At 68.6% G+C, this 18,744-nt stretch carries 18 protein-coding genes; 9 read left to right on the plus strand and 9 right to left on the minus strand.

Going from position 1 to position 18,744, the window contains the following annotated elements:
- Positions 1–57: 57 nt before the first annotated feature.
- The 6 genes from ABE522_RS08535 to ABE522_RS08560 are packed head-to-tail and all read left to right on the plus strand — an operon-like array spanning position 58 to position 6,855.
- Positions 58–750: an RDD family protein gene (locus ABE522_RS08535; RefSeq protein ID WP_346591322.1), complete on the plus strand. Its 693-nt coding sequence runs from the start codon at positions 58–60 to the stop codon at positions 748–750.
- On the plus strand, positions 747–1,745 hold the full coding sequence (locus tag ABE522_RS08540) for a stage II sporulation protein M (RefSeq protein WP_346591323.1): 999 nt from the start codon (positions 747–749) through the stop codon (positions 1,743–1,745). The genes ABE522_RS08535 and ABE522_RS08540 overlap by 4 nt, the downstream gene beginning before the upstream one ends.
- Positions 1,735–3,357, plus strand: coding sequence for a DUF4129 domain-containing protein (locus tag ABE522_RS08545; RefSeq protein ID WP_346591324.1), 1,623 nt, complete (start codon positions 1,735–1,737; stop codon positions 3,355–3,357). Before ABE522_RS08540 ends, ABE522_RS08545 begins: the two co-directional genes overlap by 11 nt.
- Positions 3,354–4,550 (plus strand): DUF4350 domain-containing protein, encoded by a 1,197-nt coding sequence (locus tag ABE522_RS08550; RefSeq protein ID WP_346591325.1) that lies wholly within the window; start codon positions 3,354–3,356, stop codon positions 4,548–4,550. Before ABE522_RS08545 ends, ABE522_RS08550 begins: the two co-directional genes overlap by 4 nt.
- Positions 4,547–5,560, plus strand: coding sequence for an AAA family ATPase (locus ABE522_RS08555; protein WP_225212042.1), 1,014 nt, complete (start codon positions 4,547–4,549; stop codon positions 5,558–5,560). The genes ABE522_RS08550 and ABE522_RS08555 overlap by 4 nt, the downstream gene beginning before the upstream one ends.
- On the plus strand, positions 5,557–6,855 hold the full coding sequence (locus ABE522_RS08560; RefSeq protein ID WP_346591326.1) for a DUF58 domain-containing protein: 1,299 nt from the start codon (positions 5,557–5,559) through the stop codon (positions 6,853–6,855). The genes ABE522_RS08555 and ABE522_RS08560 overlap by 4 nt, the downstream gene beginning before the upstream one ends.
- Positions 6,856–6,996: 141 nt before the next feature.
- On the opposite strand, the gene ABE522_RS08565 is transcribed toward ABE522_RS08560, so the two are convergent.
- Together ABE522_RS08565 and ABE522_RS08570 are read right to left on the minus strand one after the other, a co-directional pair.
- Complete coding sequence (locus ABE522_RS08565; RefSeq protein WP_346591327.1) at positions 6,997–8,175, minus strand: glutathionylspermidine synthase family protein; 1,179 nt, start codon at positions 8,173–8,175, stop codon at positions 6,997–6,999.
- A gap of 3 nt (positions 8,176–8,178) precedes the next feature.
- Positions 8,179–8,751 carry a DUF1190 domain-containing protein gene (locus ABE522_RS08570; protein ID WP_042613210.1) on the minus strand — a complete coding sequence of 191 codons (573 nt, stop codon included), beginning with the start codon at positions 8,749–8,751 and terminating at the stop codon, positions 8,179–8,181.
- Between the two features lie 189 nt (positions 8,752–8,940).
- Here ABE522_RS08570 and ilvD point away from each other — a divergent pair, with 189 nt between their 5' ends.
- Positions 8,941–10,776: a dihydroxy-acid dehydratase gene (gene ilvD, locus ABE522_RS08575; protein WP_346591328.1), complete on the plus strand. Its 1,836-nt coding sequence runs from the start codon at positions 8,941–8,943 to the stop codon at positions 10,774–10,776.
- A gap of 172 nt (positions 10,777–10,948) precedes the next feature.
- Here the strand turns inward: ilvD and dinG are convergent, their stop codons facing one another.
- The 3 genes from dinG to aroE form a co-directional block, all read right to left on the minus strand.
- Positions 10,949–13,024, minus strand: a complete 2,076-nt coding sequence (gene dinG, locus ABE522_RS08580; RefSeq protein WP_346591349.1) for an ATP-dependent DNA helicase DinG — start codon at positions 13,022–13,024, stop codon at positions 10,949–10,951.
- 156 nt (positions 13,025–13,180) lie between these two features.
- On the minus strand, positions 13,181–13,534 hold the full coding sequence (locus ABE522_RS08585) for a hypothetical protein (RefSeq protein ID WP_346591329.1): 354 nt from the start codon (positions 13,532–13,534) through the stop codon (positions 13,181–13,183).
- A gap of 2 nt (positions 13,535–13,536) precedes the next feature.
- Positions 13,537–14,379 (minus strand): shikimate dehydrogenase, encoded by an 843-nt coding sequence (gene aroE / locus ABE522_RS08590; protein WP_346591330.1) that lies wholly within the window; start codon positions 14,377–14,379, stop codon positions 13,537–13,539.
- Positions 14,380–14,446: 67 nt separating this feature from the next.
- Here aroE and ABE522_RS08595 point away from each other — a divergent pair, with 67 nt between their 5' ends.
- Entirely contained in the window at positions 14,447–15,313 is an 867-nt protein-coding gene (locus ABE522_RS08595; RefSeq protein WP_346591331.1) for a hypothetical protein, read from the plus strand.
- An 89-nt stretch (positions 15,314–15,402) separates the two neighbouring features.
- Here the strand turns inward: ABE522_RS08595 and ABE522_RS08600 are convergent, their stop codons facing one another.
- The 4 genes from ABE522_RS08600 to ABE522_RS08615 all read right to left on the minus strand — a co-directional run bounded on the left by ABE522_RS08600 (position 15,403) and on the right by ABE522_RS08615 (position 18,009).
- Complete coding sequence (locus ABE522_RS08600) at positions 15,403–15,669, minus strand: gas vesicle protein GvpG (protein WP_346591332.1); 267 nt, start codon at positions 15,667–15,669, stop codon at positions 15,403–15,405.
- A gap of 34 nt (positions 15,670–15,703) precedes the next feature.
- Positions 15,704–16,693 (minus strand): porphobilinogen synthase, encoded by a 990-nt coding sequence (gene hemB / locus ABE522_RS08605; protein WP_042613203.1) that lies wholly within the window; start codon positions 16,691–16,693, stop codon positions 15,704–15,706.
- Positions 16,694–16,717: 24 nt separating this feature from the next.
- Entirely contained in the window at positions 16,718–17,635 is a 918-nt protein-coding gene (locus ABE522_RS08610; RefSeq protein ID WP_191771103.1) for a bestrophin family protein, read from the minus strand.
- Positions 17,636–17,760: 125 nt separating this feature from the next.
- A complete protein-coding gene (locus tag ABE522_RS08615; RefSeq protein ID WP_346591333.1) occupies positions 17,761–18,009 on the minus strand; it encodes a hypothetical protein in 249 nt (82 codons plus the stop codon).
- A 182-nt stretch (positions 18,010–18,191) separates the two neighbouring features.
- Between ABE522_RS08615 and ABE522_RS08620 the strand changes: the two genes are divergently transcribed.
- Positions 18,192–18,662 carry a hypothetical protein gene (locus ABE522_RS08620; protein ID WP_406846327.1) on the plus strand — a complete coding sequence of 157 codons (471 nt, stop codon included), beginning with the start codon at positions 18,192–18,194 and terminating at the stop codon, positions 18,660–18,662.
- Positions 18,663–18,744: the final 82 nt, after the last annotated feature.

Genomic DNA, 18,744 nt, shown 5'->3' on the forward strand with positions numbered 1-18,744 from the left:
GGATGACGTCGAGACTCACATGCCCGTGGCCGCCTGCCGGAGAGGAATCCGGCACAGATGACCGCAACGCCGATGCTGGATACCTACCGCGAAGTGGTCACGCCGGAAGGCGTGCCGTTGCAGCTGCGTGCCGCCGGACCACTACCGCGCGCGCTGGCCTGGCTGATCGATTTCGCGATCCGCGCGGCCGTGCTGATCGTGCTGGCCTTCCCGCTGGCACTGCTGGATGAGTTCGGGCGCGGACTCCACCTGGCGCTGATGTTCCTGCTGTACTGGGCCTACACCATCGTGCTGGAAGCGATCTGGGGCCAGACCCTGGGCAAGCGCGCGATGGGCCTGCGGGTGATCGCCCGCGACGGGGCACCGGTGGGCTGGAGTGGTTCGGTCACCCGCAACCTGCTCCGCACGGTGGACATGCTGCCATTCGGCTATGCGCTGGGGCTGCTCAGCAGCCTGTTTGATGCGCATGGCCGACGGCTTGGCGACCTGGTGGCCGGCACCTTGGTGGTGCATGCAGAGCCTCGCATCCGTGCGCCGGCGGCCACCATCGACAGCGCGCTGCCGCCACCGGTACCGCTGCAGCCGCTGGAACAATCGGCGGTGATCGCCTTCGCCGAACGCGCGCCGCTGCTGGCACCGGCACGCCAGCAGGAACTGGCGTCGATCGCCAGCCCGCTGACCGAAGCCGACGGCCAGGTCGGCGTGCTGCGCCTGTATGCCATGGCCAACTGGCTGCTGGGGCGGCGATGAAGCAGGAACAGTTCGTCAGCCGTTACCAACCCGAATGGCAGGCCCTGGAAGCCTGGCTGGACCAGCGTGCACACCTGGGCCGTCGCCGCCGCACGCGCGCGCCGGTGGATCCTGCGCTGCCCGCCGATGCCGAATTCCCGCAGCGCTACCGGCGCCTGTGCCAGCAGCTGGCGCTGGCCCGCCAGCGTGGCTACAGCCCGCAGCTGGTGGAGCACCTGCAGCAGCTGATGCAGCGCGGCCACACCCTTCTGTACCGCACGCCGGCGTTCCGCTGGCGCGGCGTGCTGGAGTTCCTGCTTGCCGATTTCCCGCAGCTCGTGCGCAGCCAGTCCACGGTGATGTGGGTGGCGCTGGCCCTGTTCGCGGTGCCGCTGGTGGGCAGCTTCGTGGCCGTGCAGCTGCGGCCGGACCTGGTCCACCTGCTGATGGACAACGCACGGCTGGCGCAGGTGGAACGCATGTACGACCCGTCTTCACCCAACCTGGGCCGCGACAGCGGCACCGACTGGATGATGTTCGGCTACTACATCATGAACAACATCAGCATCGGCCTGCGCACCTTCGCCAGCGGCCTGCTGGCCGGTGTCGGCACGGTGCTGGTGCTGCTGTTCAACGGCATCACCATCGGCACGGTGGCCGGGCACCTGCAGCACGTCGGCCACGGCGATCCGTTCTGGCGCTTCGTGGTCGGCCACGGTGCCTTCGAACTCACTGCCATCGTGATTGCCGGCGGCGCGGGGCTGCAGCTGGGGCTGCGGCTGGTCGCGCCCGGCCGCCTGCGCCGCCTGGATGCGCTGGTGGAAGGTGGCCGCATAGGCGCACGGCTGTGCCTGGGCGTCGCGGCGATGCTGCTGGTGGCGGCCTTCATCGAAGCGTTCTGGTCGTCCATCGCCAGCATTCCGGCGTGGGGCAAGTACAGCGTTGCCGCCGTGCTGTGGACGCTGGTGCTGCTGTGGCTGTGGCGCGGTGGCCGCGGAGATGCGCATGCGGATTGACCAGCTCAACGTAGCGCTGCGTGCACGCAGCAGCTGGGAGGCCATGGAGCTGGGCACCGCGCTGGCGCGGCGCCAGCCGCGTGCCGCGTGGGGTGCCTGGCTGCTGGCCAGTGCGCCGCTGTTCCTGCTGATCAATGCATTGGCGTGGTGGCACGGCGATGCTTTCGGCTGGGCGTGGCTGCTGCTGTGGTGGTGCAAGCCGTTGTTCGAGCGCGTGGTGCTGTACGTGCTGTCACGCGATGTGTTCGGCGAACCAGTCAGCGCATGGCAGGCGCTGCGTGCGCAACGCGGCTGGGGTGTCAGCGGGTTCTGGGGTTACCTGGGCTGGCGGCGCTTCAGTCCGGTACGCAACGTGTGCCTGCCGGTGAACCTGCTGGAAGGCGCCGATGCGTCGCTGCGCAGCCTGCGCCGTCGTGCGGTACTGAGCGCGGCGGCGGGCCCGTCGATGCTGCTCACGCTGCTGTGCCTGGGCTTCGAAGCGGTGCTGGTCATCGGTGCGCTGTCGGCGATCTTCCTGTTCGTGCCGGTGGAACTGTTGAGCGATTCCTGGCGCGCGGCGTGGGAACTGGTGCGTCAGGACACCCCGCCGTGGGCCAAGTTTGGATTGAATGGCGTGTTCTGGCTGGCCGCCAGCGTGATCGGGCCGTTCCATGTCGGTGCCGGTTTCGGGCTGTACCTCAACCGCCGCACGCAGATGGAAGCATGGGACGTGGAGATCAGCTTCCGCCGCCTGCGCGAGCGCCTGCAGCAGGCCGCGCCGTTGCTGCTGCTGGTGGTGCTGTTCGCGCTGCCGGGCGCCTATGCGCCGGTGCACGCGCAGGACACCCCACAGGACATGGCCGACGACGCGGCAGAGTCAGCCGAAGAAGAAGAGGCAGAAGACGAGACGCTTTCGCCGATCGACCCCGACGACACGCCGGCCGGCATCTTCGGTGATGCACCGGTCGACACCGCCGGCTTCCGCCAGGCCGTGCAGCGCGCGTATGAAGATCCGTTGCAGCGCCCCACGCGGGAGGTCACGGAGTGGAAGACACGTGAACCCGAGGACGAAGCCGAGCGCGAGGAACAGGAACGCTTGAAGCGCGACGCCGACGGCGCGCAGGCCAGGCAACTCGCGGGGTCGGCCGCGAAGATGGTCGCCCTGGCGATGGAATGGGGACTGTGGCTGCTGCTCGGGGCACTGCTGCTGATCCTGCTGCTGACCGCGCGGCGCTGGCTGCCGTGGCTGCGCGGATCCGGCCGGCACGGGGCCGCCGCCCCGGGCGCGCTGGTCGAAGATTCGATCACCCTGCCCGAGGTGGTGCCGCCCGACGTGGCGACCCGCGCGCGCGAATTGTGGGATCGCGGGCTACCGCGCCAGGCACTGGCCCTGTTGTACCGCGCCAGCGTGGGCACGGTGGTCGACCGCAGTGGCGTGGTATTGCCGCCGGGCGCCACCGAAGCGCAGGTGCTGCGTGCATCACGTCGCATGCCCGACGCGCGCGACCGCGAACTGTTCGGCGCCATCGTGCGCATGTGGCAGTACGCCGCCTACGGCAACCGCCTGCCCTCGCGCGATGCCTTCCAGGCACTGGCTGACAGCCTGCAGGCACAGTACCGGTGGCCGGAATGAAGGCGCGCGTGCTGTGGCCTTTGTTGATCGGCCTGGCGGTGTTGGTCAGCGTGCCGCTGGTGGTGTGGTTCCTGCGTACCCACGAGCAGGTGAGCAGGACCGAAACGCTGCCGCCGCAGGGCGAGGCCAGTTACAACCCGTTGTACGTGCTGGGCCAGGCGCTGCGCGCCGATGGCCTGCAGGTGCAGGCACGCGCGCGGCTGGACATGGCAGCGATGTCTCCGGCCGCCGGCGATACCGTGGTGCTGCTGCAGGACAGCGGCGAACTGCCCGCACCGGAAGTGGCCGCACTGCTGGCCTGGGTCGAGCGCGGTGGCCACCTGCTGGTACGTACGCCCCCTACCGGCGACGATGACAAGCGCCAGGAACCGGCCCTGCTGCAGGCGCTGGGCGTGGGCAGCCTGGGCTTCGGCAGTGCATGCCAGCCGTTCCAGGTGGAAGGCGAGGACCGCCACCGGGAGTTCTGCAGCGGACGCCGTTTCGACCTCGACGAGGCCGCGCGGACCAACGTGCAGCGCGAATGGGGCAACGAGAGCGGCCTCGTGTTCGCCCGCCTGCGCCACGGCCAGGGCACCGTGGATGTACTGGCCGACATGGACTTCATGCGGGGCCAGCCGGAAGCCCCGTCCTTCATCGTTGCCCAGTACCGGCCCAAGCGGGATCTGGAAAACCCGCGCGATGGCCTGTACGACGGGCCGCACCGCGACCTGGCCCGTTACCTGCTGCAGCCGAACTACGGCAAGGGCACGATGTGGCTGGTGTACGCCAGCCGGCCGCCATCGCTGTGGGCGCGTATGTTCTTCGAGGGTTGGCCGGTCTGGCTGCCGCTGTTGTTGTCCCTGCTGGGCTGGCTGTGGATGCGCTCGCAGCGCTTCGGCAGTGAACTGCCCTCGCCGCTGGCCGAACGCCGGTCGCTGCTGGAACACGTGCGCGCCAGCGGCGAACTGCTGCTGCGCCAGCGCCAGGGCCCGCGCCTGCATGCCGCGGTACGTGGGCTGTTCCTGCGTCGGCTGCAGGCGCGCGCGCCGCTCGCCGCCGCACTGGAAGGCACCGCCCAGGAACACACCATCGCCACCCTGCTGCAATGGCCGGCCAGTCGCGTGCACACCGCGCTGGCCTCGCCTGCTGCCAACGACCTCACCGCCCTGAAAGAGCGGATTGCCCTCCTGCTGCAGATGAGACGCCTGCTATGACCGAACTGGAAAACACCCCTACGACACCGCCACCGCTGGGTGGGCCTTCGCCGGTTGCCGGTGACCTGGTCGAACGCGTGGACGCGATCCGCGAAGCGGTCGGCCATGCCTTCATCGGCCAGCAGGACGTGCTGGACCAGATCCTGATCGCATTGCTGGCCGGTGGCCACGTGCTGATCGAAGGCGTGCCCGGGCTGGGCAAGACGCTGCTCGTGCGCGCGCTGGCACAGGCGCTGGAGCTGGACCACGGCCGGGTGCAGTTCACCCCCGACCTGATGCCCAGCGATGTCAGCGGCCACGCGGTGTACGACCCCAAGAGCGAGAGCTTCAAGATCCGCCGCGGACCGGTGTTCACCAACCTGCTGCTGGCCGATGAGATCAACCGCGCGCCGGCCAAGACCCAGTCGGCGCTGCTGGAAGTGATGCAGGAAGGCCAGGTCACCATCGAAGGCAAATCGTTCCCGCTGGCGCCGCCGTTCATGGCGCTGGCCACGCAGAACCCGGTGGAACAGGAAGGCACCTATCCGCTTCCCGAAGCGCAGCTGGACCGCTTCCTGCTGAAGATCATCATCGATTACCCGGCGCTGGAAGAAGAGAAGCGCATGGTCGATGCGGTCACCACCGGCCGCAGCGCCAGCGACTTCGACCTGCAGCGCGTGCCGCGGGTGCTCAGCGCCGGCGAAGTGGTCGCGCTGCAGCAGGCCACGGCCGCGATCACCGTGGATGCCGAAGTGATCGACTACGCGGTGCGGATCGTCGCGGCCACCCGGAAATGGCCGGGCATCGCGCTCGGCGCGGGGCCGCGCGGCAGCATCGCGCTGGTGCGTGCAGCGCGTGCGCAGGCGCTGTTGTCCGGGCGCGATTTCGTCACCCCGGACGACGTGCGCGACATTGCACGCCCCGCACTGCGCCACCGCATCGCGCTGGCACCGGAGCTGCAGATCGAAGGCCAGGATGCCGACGATGTGCTTTCGGCCCTGCTGGCCAAGGTGGACGCGCCGCGCCGATGAGGCCTGCCCTGCCCCTGCTGTGGCTGCTGCTGGCCTGGGCCGGCGTGGGTGGTGCGGTGCTGGCCGGCTGGCTGCCGCGCTGGGGCTGGTGGGCGCTGCTGGCGAGCCTGCTGCTGATCGGGCTGGCCGACCTGCTGCGGCTGCGCCGACTGCCCTCGCCACGCGTGCAGCGGCACATGCCGGAATCGCTGGCGCTGGACGTGCGCCGCGAGGTGCAGCTGAGCCTGCAGGCCGAGCAGCCGGTGCGGCTGGAGGTGTTTGATCTGGTGCCCGGTGGGTGGCACAGCGAAGGCCTGCCGCGACGGCTGCGCCTGCGTGCCGGCTTTGCGACCACGCTGGCGTACCACGTGCAGCCGCCGCAGCGGGGCGCGTTCCGCTTCGATGGCGCGCAGCTTCGCCTGCAGTCGCCGTGGCGATTGTGGACGCAACGGCGCACCGTGCCGCCTGCACTCGATGTGCGGGTGTTCCCGAACTTCGTGCCGCTGACCCGCTTTGCCTTGTTCAGTGCCGAACAGGCCTCGCGCATGGTCGGCGCGCACCTCAAGCGCCGGCGCGGTGAAGGCACCGATTTCCACCAGATGCGCGAGTACCGCATCGGTGACAGCCTGCGCCAGATCGACTGGAAAGCCACCTCGCGCGCGCGCCGGCTGGTATCGCGCGAGTACCAGGACGAGAAGAACCAGCAGATGCTGCTGATGCTCGATACCGGCCGCCGGATGATGGCCAGCGATGGCGGACTTTCGCACTTCGACCAGGTGTTGAACGCCGCGCTGGTGCTGTCTTACCTGGCGCTGCGGCAGGGCGACGGCGTCGGCCTGCATGCCATTGGTGGCGAGCCGCGCTGGGTGGCCCCCAAGCGCGGCATGGGCACTATCGACGACCTGCTGCGCGCCAGCCATGACCTGCAGCCACAACCGGTGGCGACCGACTACCTGGCGGCCGCCACCCGGCTGTCGGTGCTGCAGCGGCGGCGCGCGCTGGTGATGCTGGTGACCAACGTGCGCGATGAGGACATCGAAGACCTGCTGGCGGCGGTGAAGCTGCTGCAGCGGCGCCACCTGGTGTGCGTGGCCAGTCTGCGCGAACAGGTACTGGACCAGGCGCTGCAACACCCCGTGTTGGAGCCTGCCGATGCCGCCCATGCCGGTGCCGCGGCGATGTACCTGGAACAGCGTGCGCAGGCGCATGATGCGTTGCGCAGCCATGGCGTGATGGTGCTGGATGTCACCGCCGATGCACTGCCCGGCGCGCTGGTGGAGCGCTACCTGTCGGTCAAGCGCGACGGCCTGTTGTAATCGGTAGTGACGGCCGCTGGCCGTCAATCGCGTATGACGTCCCCCGCCGAGCATGGCTCGGCGCTACCGGATTCCAGCCGGTCCCTGGTGGGTGACGACCGGCCCTGGTGGGTGACGACCGTTGGTCGTCACCGCGTCGGGTCAGACATAGATCTGCATCGGCGCTTCATCGATGATCGCGTGCGGCACGAAACGCGCACTGTCACGGGTGATCGCGCTGTCATCCTCGCGGATGCCGATGCCACAGGCGCGGTCGCCGATCACCCAGCTGCCGATCAGCGGATAACCACCTTCGAACCGGGTCAACGGATGCGCCTGCTGCAGGATCGCCGGGCCAGCGTAGGGCCCGTCACTGCGCTGCACGCTGCCATCGGCCAGGTGCATTTCGATGTTGGCGCCTTCGCGCGAGAACAATGGCTTGCGGACCCAGCCGGGGCCCAGCGTGCGGCCATCGTCGAAGTGCGATTCCAGCAGGTTCGGGTGGCCGCGGTGGCGCTCCCACAGCAGCGGCAGGATGCCCTTGTTGCTCAGCACCGCCTTCCATGCCGGTTCCAGCAACTGCACCCCGGAAGCCGGCAGCGCGCGGCCGAATTCCTCCGCCATCAGGTCTTCCAGCGGATACAGCTTGAACAGCGTGCCGATCACCGTGTCGTCCAGCGCGGTGAAGCGGCCATCTTCGGAGAGTCCGATGTCTTCGATGGCGATGCCCTGGCCGTGCAGGTTGGCCTGCGCGGCGCAGTCCCGCAGGTAGTCCACCGTGCCCACGTCTTCCTGCGAACTGCCCACGGCGCTGAAGAACAGCGGCGGCGGCAGCTTGGCGGCGAGCTCACCGAAACGCTCCACCAGGGCTTCATGCAGGGCATTGAACTGGTCGGCGTGCTGCGGCAGGCGGCCGGCATTGCGCTGGTCTTCCAGCCATTGCCACTGGAAGAAACTGGCTTCGAACAGCGAGGTCGGGGTGTCGTAGTTCAGTTCGTACAGCTTGGCCGGGCCGCTGCCGTCGTAGGCCAGGTCCAGGCGGCCGTACAGGTGCGGCTGGCGCTGGCGCCAGCTGTCGGCGATCCAGTCGCGGTAATGCGCCGGGATCGCCAGCTTGTCCATCAGCGCATCGGACGCCACGACCTCCTCGACCAATGCCAGTGCCATCTGGTGCAGTTCGGCGCTGGGGTCTTCGATGTCCTGTTCGATCTGGCGCAGGGTGAAGGCGTAGTACGCCGTTTCATCCCAGTATGGCTGGCCGTCGATGGTGTGGAAGCGGAAGCCGGCTTCTTCGGCACGAGCGCGCCACTGGGCGCGCTCGGCGATGCGTACACGCTGCATCGATCAGCCGCCGAAGCTGCCGCCGCTACGGCGCGCACTGGTGCTGCCGAAGCCGGCACGGCTGGCGGTGGTGGCGCGGTTCGGCACGTTGCTGACCGGGGCCAGGCCGGCCTTGCCGGCGCCGATGCCGCTGGCCGTGTTCAGCCCGCCGCTGCCACCGGGGGCCGCGCGCGCCCAGCCGGCGCTCTTGTCCTGGTAAGCGGGGCTGGCGGCGGCCGGCTGCTGGGCCAGGCCGGCACGTCCGCTGTTCATCATCTGCGACATGAAGAAGCCCATCATCATCGGGCCGATGAACGAAGTGCCTGCCGAGGTGCGCTGTTCCACGCACTGCTCCGGCTTGTAATCGGCTTCGCAGGCCGCCTTGTCGGCGTACTTCGGCGCGGCATCGGCAGACTGCCGCTGCGCCTCGGCGAAGGCAGTGCGGCACGACGACGGATCGCCGGTGGCCTCGGTACAGGCCTGCACGGAGGTGTACAGCCCTTCCTGCACCTGCACCGGTTCGTCCTTCTGGCAGGCGGTGAACAGCAGCGGTGCGGCGCTCATCAACAGCAGCGCGGTGGTGCGGGAACGTTTCATGGCCTCATGCCTCATGCGGATCAACCCGCCAATAATGCCGCATCAGCGCCGGCAACCAAAGTCGGCAAAGCAGGCAAGATGAACGGCGGGTCAGATCGGCGCTGGCCCGGTGGTTGCAAACGCAACCGGAAAAATTGGGCATCATCGGGAGACACCCACGTCGTACGGCCCGCCCGTTCCTGCCAGCCCATGCCCGAGTACCGTTCCCGCACCTCCACCGCCGGCCGCAACATGGCCGGCGCCCGCGCCCTGTGGCGTGCCACCGGCATGCAGGACGGCGACTTCCACAAGCCGATCATCGCCATCGCCAACTCCTTCACCCAGTTCGTGCCCGGCCACGTGCACCTGAAGGACCTCGGCCAGCTGGTGGCGCGCGAGATCGAACAGGCCGGCGGCGTGGCCAAGGAGTTCAACACCATCGCGGTGGATGATGGCATCGCCATGGGCCACGACGGCATGCTGTACTCGCTGCCGAGCCGCGAGATCATCGCCGATTCGGTCGAGTACATGGTCAACGCGCACTGCGCCGATGCCGTCGTCTGCATTTCAAACTGCGACAAGATCACACCCGGCATGCTGATGGCCGCGATGCGCCTGGACATCCCGGTGATCTTCGTCTCGGGCGGCCCGATGGAAGCGGGCAAGACCAAGCTGTCCGAACACAAGCTGGACCTGGTCGACGCGATGGTGATCGCCGCCGACGACAGCGCCTCCGACGAAAAGGTCGCCGAGTACGAGCGCAGCGCGTGCCCCACCTGTGGTTCGTGTTCGGGCATGTTCACCGCCAATTCGATGAACTGCCTGACCGAAGCGCTGGGCCTGTCGCTGCCGGGCAACGGCACCACGCTGGCCACCCACGCCGACCGCGAGATGTTGTTCCGCCGCGCCGGCCGGGTGATCGTGGAGCTGTGCCACCGCTGGTATGGCGGCGAAGACCCGCGCGCCCTGCCGAGCGGCATCGCCACCGCCGCGGCGTTCGGCAATGCGATGACCCTGGACATCGCCATGGGCGGTTCCACCAACACCATCCTGCACCTGCTGGCGGCCGCGCAGGAAGGCGGCGTGGACTTCGACCTGACCCACATCGATGCGCTGTCGCGGCGCGTGCCGCAGCTGTGCAAGGTGGCGCCGAACACGCCGGAATACCACATCGAAGACGTGCACCGTGCCGGCGGAGTGTTCGGCATCCTCGGCGAACTGGACCGTGCCGGGCTGCTGGATACCTCGGTGCCGACCGTACACAGCCCGTCGCTGGCCGACGCGCTGAAGCGTTGGGATGCCACGCTCACCGACGATGCGAAGGTGCATGAATTCTTCGCCGCCGGGCCGGCCGGCATTCCCACCCAGGTCGCTTTCAGCCAGGCCACGCGTTGGCCGTCGCTGGACCTTGACCGTGCCGAAGGCTGCATCCGTTCGCTGCAGCACGCCTATTCGCTGGAAGGCGGACTGGCGGTTCTGCGCGGCAACCTGGCAGTGGACGGCTGCGTGGTGAAGACCGCCGGCGTGGACGAGTCCATCCATGTATTCGAGGGCAACGCCCGCGTATTCGAAAGCCAGGACGCGGCGGTGGCCGGCATCCTCGCTGACGAGGTGAAAGCGGGCGACGTGGTGGTGATCCGCTACGAGGGGCCGAAGGGTGGACCCGGCATGCAGGAGATGCTGTACCCGACCAGCTACCTGAAATCCAAGGGCCTGGGAAAACAGTGCGCGCTGCTGACCGACGGCCGCTTCTCAGGCGGCACTTCGGGCCTGTCGATCGGGCACGTTTCGCCCGAAGCGGCCAGCGGCGGGGTGATCGGGCTGGTGCACGACGGTGACCGCATCCGCATCGATATTCCCGCCCGCGGCATTCACCTGCTGGTGGATGAGGCCACGCTGGCGCAGCGCCGCGCCGACGCCGATGCACGCGGCTGGAAACCACTGCAAGCACGCCCGCGCAAGGTCACCAGCGCGTTGAAGGCCTACGCGCTGCTGGCGACCAGCGCGGACAAAGGCGCCGTGCGCAACACCGCGCTGCTGGATTGACGAGGGGCGCGAGCACGGTAGCGCCGAGCCGTGCCCGGCGAGCGCAGCGGAAGGCAGAAGCGTGACGACCAACGGTCGTCACCCACCGAAGCAGGCGGTCGTCACCCTTCCACAGCAGGCGCATGACGGCCAGCGGCCGTCACTACCGACAGCTGCGGTTGCGCCGGGACGGTCAGCCGATGATGCGCTTGAACGGGGGCAGTGCGTCGATGATGCGCTTGCCGTAGCGGCGGCTGAGCAGGCGCGAGTCAAGGATGATGACGCGGCCGGTATCGGTGGAGGTGCGGATCAGGCGGCCGGCGAACTGGGTCAGCGTGCGCAGCGCGTGCGGCACGGCGATCAGGTTGAAGGCGTTCAGCCCGCGTGCCTCGAACCACTCGCTCAGGGTAGCGGTCTGCGGATCGGTCGGCACCGCGAACGGCACCTGGGTGATCACCACCGTGGTGCAGGCTTCGCCCGGCAGGTCCAGGCCTTCGCCGAACGAGTTCAGGCCGAACAGCACCGAGCCTTCGCCTGCGGCAACCCGACGCAGGTGCTCGTCGATCAACCGGGTCTTGGACATCTCTCCCTGCACCAGCACCTGCTTGCGCTTGGCGGCAGGCATCAGCGCGGCCACTTTTTCCATCTTCCAGCGCGAGGTGAACAGCACCATCGAGCCTTTCTTCCAGTCCAGTTCCTTGCCGAGGTAACGCGCCACTTCGCGCGGGTGGCCTTCGCGGTCGTCCGGCGTTACCGGGAACGGCGGCACGATCAGTTCGGCCTGGTTGGGCAGGTCGAAGGGCGAGGACAGCGACACCATTTCGGCGTCCTCCGGAATGCCGTTGTCGATTGCCAGCGACTGGAAATCGCCGCCGCCGGTCAACGTGGCGGAGGTCATCACCACCGAATCCACTTCATCCCACAGCAGCTTGCGCAGCACGTGCGCGGCCGATACCGGCGAGCCATGCAGCACCAGGTCGCCTTCGCGCGTGGCGGTGATCCAGCGCGCCATCGGCGGCGCGCCTTCCTTGTCTTCGCGGCGCCAGGCCTGCCACAGGTTGTACTGGCCTTCGACCATTTCCAGCGCCATGCCGAGGTTGCGCTGCAGGCGCTCGCGGGCGGGGTCGTCCTGCTTGCCCTTGGCCACCTGTGCATTGGCCGCGTGCGCCCAGTTGAACAGGCTGCGGGTGTCGTCGGCCAGCGCTTCGATCGGCTCGCGCCAGGCCTCGGGCAGGCGCCCGTTGGCCGCGCGCCACATCGGTTCTTCGTCGGCCGGCGCCGGCATCCACAGTGCTTCCACGTGGTCGCGGAACGCGCGCAGCTGCTTGGCCACGTTGGTGGCGACATCGATGGCCTCGTTCGGCAGCAGGTTGCCAAGCCGGTCCTTGTCCACCGCACGGTACGCACCGGCGATCAGGATCTGCAGGCGTCCCACGCGCTTGGCCATGTCATCCAGGGCCAGGCTGGCCGCGCCCTGGTCGATGGCCACGTTGCCGATGTGGTGGCCTTCGTCCAGCACCAGCAGCATGTCCGAAGGCGCGGCGATCAGCGGCTGGTTGTTTTCGCTTTCGCCGATGGACAGCGCCGACAGCAGCAGCGCATGGTTGGTGACCACGATCTGCGCATCGCGCACGGTGTTGCGCGAACGCAGCACCGCGCATTGCGCCGAATAGGCGCAGCGCCGTCCGGCACAGGCAGAGGCCGGCGTGGTGATGCGACCACGCAGCCCCGGGCTGATGGTTTCCGGCGCGTTGTCGATGTCACCGTCCCAGCTGCCGGAGGTGAAAGCCACCGTCAGCCGCGCGGCGATGTCCATTTCAATCGGGGCCAACGGCCGGTCGTACAGCGGCTGCTCGTCTTCGAACATGCCGCCCTGCGAGGCCTCGCCCTGCGCTTCGGCGGCATTGCGCGTGCACAGGTAACGGGTGCGGCCCTTGGCCAGCGCCACGGTGGCTTCCAGCCCGGTGGCCTTGAGGAAGTTCGGGATGTCACGCTCGACCAGCTGCGACTGCAACGCCACGGTGCCGGTGCTGATCACCAGCTTCTTCTTGGTGGCGATGGCGATGGGTACGCCGGCGGTGAGGTAACCCAGGCTCTTGCCGACGCCGGTCGGTGCCTCCACCACGCCCACGCCGCCACTCCTGGCCAACGCACGCGACACCACGCCGATCATCTGGCTCTGCGAGCGGCGGGTGGCAAAGCCGGGTGTGTTGGCCTGCAGCGTGGTGTACGCCTTGCGGATTGCATCCTTCAGGGCGTCATCAAGCATGCGCGGCACGGCGACGGTTTCGGTCACGCCAGGATTACCGGTACGGGATCAGGCTGCGTATTGTCGCACGCTGGACCGGCCCACCCGGGTCGGCGACGCTGAACCTGTCAGCCCGCTGCGGGCCGGTCCCTGCGCTGCCGCAGGGACCTTGCCGGGTCAGGCCGGGCGCGGCACGCCGCCACGCAGGGCGCGCGTCAGTGCCCACACCACCAGCACCAGGCCGAAGGCTTCGACCAGCGACAGCGCGAAATGGACCCCGTTGAGGATCATGCCGAGCCCGGCGATCGATCCGTACTGCCCGCTGTTGATCAGCCACAGCGGCAGCAGCGAAGCCAGCAGGCCGAACACACTGGTGGCGGCCAGCAGCAGCAGGCCGGTCAGGGCGCCGGTGCGTACCGGCCCGCGCGGTACGTCCATCACCCAGACCACGCCGATGGTCAATGCGATCAGCACCGGCAGCCGCACCGCCGCCATGCTCAACACGGTCATCAGCAGATCGGTGCTTTCCATGTTCATTCCTCTCCGGTGAGGCGCGTGTTGCCACGCAGCCCGGCATACACCGCGTCGGTATCCGGGCGGACTTCGTGCCACTGCTGGAAGCTCTCGGCGGCCTGTTCGACCAGCATGCCCAGGCCATCGACGGTGTTGCGGCATTCGGCCGAACGCGCCCACGCCAGGAAGGCGATCGCCGCATCACCGTAGTTCAGGTCCACCGCGGTGGTCATGCTGTTGACCAGCGACAGCGGCAGCTTGAAGGACGCACTGGGGTCACGGCCGGCCGAGGTCGCGTTGACGATCAGTTCGAAGTCGCCCAGGTCGTGCAGGTCGTCCCAGTAGCGGCTCAGCGCACGGCCCGGCTCGCCCATCGCGTCGATGAGTTCATCGGCGCGTTCCGGCGTGCGGTTGACCACCACCAGTTCGCGGATGCCGGCATCCAGCAGCGAGGGCGCCACCGAGCGTGCCGAACCGCCGGCACCCAGCAGCAGTACCCGGCGGCCGCGCAGGTCCTGGCCATGGCGGTCGGTGAGGTCACGCACCAGCCCGGCGCCGTCGGTGGTGTCGCCGTGCCAGCGATCGCCCTTGCGCAGCAGCGTGTTGACCGAGCCGGCACGGGTGGCGCGCGCGGTGCGCGTGGTGCATATAGCGAAGGCCGCTTCCTTGTGCGGAAGGGTGACATTGGCGCCACGTCCGCCTTCGGCAGCGAACGCTTCCAGCGCGGCAAGGAAGCCGTCCGGGGCTGCGTCGATGGCACGGTAGTCCACCGCGATGCCTTCCTGCCGGCCGAATGCAGCGTGGATGTCCGGCGACAGGGAGTGGGCGATGGGGTGGCCAAAGACAGCGTAGCGATCGGTCATGGAATCCTCGGATGGTTCGAAGGGGACGCCCTACACTGGACGTCCCTGTACTGCCTGGACCTGGACGATGCGATCCGCCCTGCCCCTGCTGGTTGTGGCCGCCAGTTTACTCTGCGCCCCCGTGGCGATGGCGTTGAATGAATTCGGCATCGAAGGCATGGGCGTGGTCTCGACCAAGGCCGGCGAAGGCCGCGCCAGCCTGCGCCCGGACGGCCAGCGCATCGTCTTCGCCAGTGACCGCAGCGGCGGCAGCGGTGGCTGGGACCTGTGGCAGGCCGAGCTGCGCGAAGGCCGCTGGCAGGCGCCGCAGCCGCTGGCTTTGAACAGCACGGCCGACGATCTGGACCCGTACTTCAGCCACGACGGGCGCTGGCTGCTGTTCGCCTCCGACCGCGATGGGACGATGGCGCTGTACCGGGTGGCCATCGATGCGGACGGACGCTTCGGCGCGGCCGAACGCTGGCAGGAGGGCGGCGTGCGGGCGGCCGAGCGCGGCGCGGCGCTGAGCGCGGACGGGCAGCGGTTGCTGTTCGCGCGGCAGGCCGGCAAGGGGCGCGGTTGGGACCTGCAGGTGGCCTCCGTCGGTGATGGTAAGCGGGGCGTGGCGGTCGCACTGGACGCGCTCAACAGCCCGGCCGACGAAACCGATGGCGATTGGTTGGGGAGCGAAGGTGCGGTGGTTTTCACGCGTGCCGGCGATGGCACGGCGCAGCTGTGGCGCAGCGACTGCGCGTGGTCCGCGGCGGCGTTGCAGCCGGTGGCGTTGTCGTTCAACACGGCCGACGGGATGACCCGTGCAGCGGTGGTCGATGCGGCCAGGCCGGGTGAACTGTTGCTGGTGAGCAGCAGCGCACGCGCGCCACGCGCGGGCGGTAGCGATGTGTACCGGATGATGGCGCCACGGGCGGTGGCGGTCGCCGGGTGTGGTAGCTGAGGGGGAAGCGTGACGACCAACGGTCGTCACCCACCAACGGTAACGGCCAGCGGTCGTCACCCACCAACGGCGACGGCCAGCGGCCGTCTCTACCGGTCCAGCAGGCTGGCGCGGGCCCGTTCGTACTCTGCTTCGCTGATGCGGCCCTCGTCCTTGCGCCGGTTCAACGCCGCCAGTTCGGCCTGCACCGCTTCGGGCAGCTGCAGCTCGCGCGATACGCGGGCGGCGGCCGACGGCAGTTCCGGTGCACGCCGTTTTTCGCGGAACGACGCCAGTGCCAGCCAGACGATCAGCGCGCCGAACACCACCACCCCGATGATCCAGATCATCCAGTGGCCAACGCCCAGGATCTCCATCGTTCCGTTCTCCTTGTGCGAAAAGCCGCTATTGTCAGCGCTCGTGCAGCCAGCGCGCCACCTGCGGCGCGAAATAGGTCAGCACGCCGTCAGCGCCGGCGCGCTTGAAGCACATCAGCGACTCCATCACGCAGGCGCGTTCGTCCAGCCAGCCATTGGCCGCGGCCGCCTTCAGCATCGCGTACTCGCCACTCACCTGGTAGGCGAAGGTCGGCACGCCGAAGGTTTCCTTGACCCGCCGCACCACGTCCAGGTACGGCATGCCCGGCTTGACCATCACCATGTCCGCGCCTTCTTCCAGGTCCAGTGCGATCTCGCGCAGCGCCTCGTCACCGTTGGCCGGATCCATCTGGTAGGTCTTCTTGTCGGCCTTGCCGAGGCTGCCGGCACTGCCCACCGCGTCGCGGAACGGACCGTAGAAGGCCGATGCGTACTTGGCCGAGTAGGCCATGATGCGGGTGTTGATGAAGCCGGCCTCGTCCAGCCCACGGCGGATGGCACCGATGCGCCCGTCCATCATGTCCGACGGCGAAATGACATCCACGCCAGCCCGCGCGTGCGACACCGACTGCTTCACCAATGCTGCCACGGTGATGTCGTTGAGCACGTAGCCGCTGTCATCGATGATGCCGTCCTGGCCGTGGGTGGTGTATGGATCCAACGCCACGTCGGTCATCACCCCCAGCGTCGGGAAGCGTTCTTTCAATGCGCGCACGGCACGCTGCGCCAGCCCGTCATCGGCCCATGCGGCTTCGGCGTCCAGCGACTTCAATGCCGGATCGATCACCGGGAAGATGTCGAGCACCGGGATGCCCAGCTCCACCGCCGCTTCACCGACTTTCAGCAGTTCTTCGATGGACAGGCGCTCCACGCCCGGCATCGACGGGATCGCGGTGCGGCCGGCATGCTCATGCACGAACACCGGATGGATCAGGTCGTCCACGGTCAGCGTGTTTTCGCGCATCATCCGGCGCGAGAAATCATCGCGGCGCATGCGGCGGGGGCGGTACAGGGGGTGCGACATGGGGGGCTCCGTCAAGGCATCGGGTCACTGCAGGCGATAGTCGCGCGGCAGCAGGGGGTCAGGTAGCGGGCGCTGGCCGAGCGCGTCCAGCTGGTCGATTTCAACGGTACGCACCATCGCATCCAGCGGCAGGTCGTTGGGCTCGGTACCGAAGGGGTCTTCCATCTCTTCGCCCAGCTGGTCCAGGCCGAAGAAGGCATACGCCAGCACCGCCGACAGCACCGGCGTGGCCCAGCCCAGCGAACTGGCCAGGCCGAACGGCAGCAGCACGCAGAACAGCCACGCGCAGCGGTGCAGCAACAGGGTGTAGGCGAACGGCAGCGGGGTGGCGAGGATGCGCTCGCAGCCGGCCTGGATGGATGACAGCGCATGCAGGCGCTCTTCCAGCTGGGCATACAGGATCGGCGACAGCCGGCCGGCGTGCAGTGGCACGGCCAGCTCGGCGGCGATCATCGACAGCAGCGCGTCCAGGGTGTTGCGGCGGTCATGCAGCAGCACGCGCTGGTCGGCATCCAGCCATGGGCGTGCCGCCTGCGCTTCGTCGGCGCCGCGCAGGCGCGCGGCCAGGCCGTGCGCGAAGGCAATGGCGAGATGGCCGATACGCGTGCGGCGCGGCGCATCGTCGGGCAGCAACTGCTGCACCTGGCGGGCCAGCGAGCGCGACTCGAAAATGAGCTGGCCCCATAACTTGCGGCCTTCCCACCAGCGTTCATGGCAGGCGTTGTTGCGGAAACTGAGGAAGATCGACAGCACCAGGCCAAGCAGCGCGAACGGCGCGGAGGACACCCGTTCGATGCCCGGTACGTTGCCCAGTTCCACCACCGCCGACACGACGATGGCCAACAGCAGGATCGCCAGCACCTTGGGCGCCACCGCCGGAACGATGGAGCCCCGCAGGATGTACAGCAGCTGCCAGCCGTGCGGACGTGGGCGGATGATCATGGGGCGTCGGGGGCGTTGGGCGCCGATCTGGCGCTGGGAAGGGCCGGGCGGCCCTCGGGCTGGTCATTGTACGCCCGCCACCCTGCCCTCCCTGCGCACCTGCGACCGAGGGTCGCACCGCAGCCTCAGACGATGCCGCCGCCCAGCCCCAGGCGGAAGATGCCGACCACGATGACGATGCCGTTGAGGATCAGCCCGCTCCAGGCCCGGCCGCGCTTGCTGGGATGGGTGAACAGGATGCCGATCGCTGCGATCAACGCACCCACTGCAGCGAACGGGATCAGGAACCAGTTGCCCCAGCCGAGCAGCGGCACCAGCGCGACCACCATCCATACCAGTGCCACGATGCCCCACAACAGACTGATCAGTCCCATACGCCCTCCTCGCCGATGGATTGGGGCCCACCATAGCTGTTCGCGTGGGCGTCGGATAGGCCCGCATGGGCTTGCCGCCGCGCTCACCGCCGCGGTGCTAGCGTGCCTGCAGGGCCCCGGCGTTGGGGCCGATTCAGATCGATGGACCGATGATCCGCTGCCTACCTACAGGGGTTCGAGCCATGAAGATGACCACCACGACATTCCGCTGGACCGCCGCTGCCGCCGTGCTGCTGCTGGTGACCGGCTGTGCCAGCACCTCGCGGGTGATGCTGGGCCAGGCCCGCGCCCCGATCGACCCTGCCCAGGTGCAGGTGTATTCCACCCCGCCGGCCGGTTCGGTGGAGATCGCCCAGCTGGAATCGTCCAGCGCGGTGGGCTTCGGCACGCAGGGCCAGACCGATGCGGCCGTGGCCCGCCTCAAGCGCGATGCCGCCGCGCTGGGCGCCAACGGCGTGATCCTGATGGGCGTGGGCTCCAGCGGCTCGCCGGTGGGCATGTCGGTGGGTGCCGGCAGTTACGGTTCGCGCGTCGGCGGTGGCGTGGGCATCGGCATTCCGACCACCCAGCGCAAGGCGGCCGGCGTGGCGATCTGGGTGCCCAACCCGGCGCCCGTCCCGCGCCTGCCGGCCCAGCAGATTCCTGCACGTTGAACAAAAAAGGGGACGGAGGGGATTAAGTCGTCTTCAGCCGTAAACGGGTCCGAAACGACTTAATCCCCTCCGTCCCCTTTTT

The sequence above is a fragment of the Stenotrophomonas lacuserhaii genome, assembly GCF_039674585.1.
Lineage (GTDB): Bacteria > Pseudomonadota > Gammaproteobacteria > Xanthomonadales > Xanthomonadaceae > Stenotrophomonas > Stenotrophomonas pennii_A.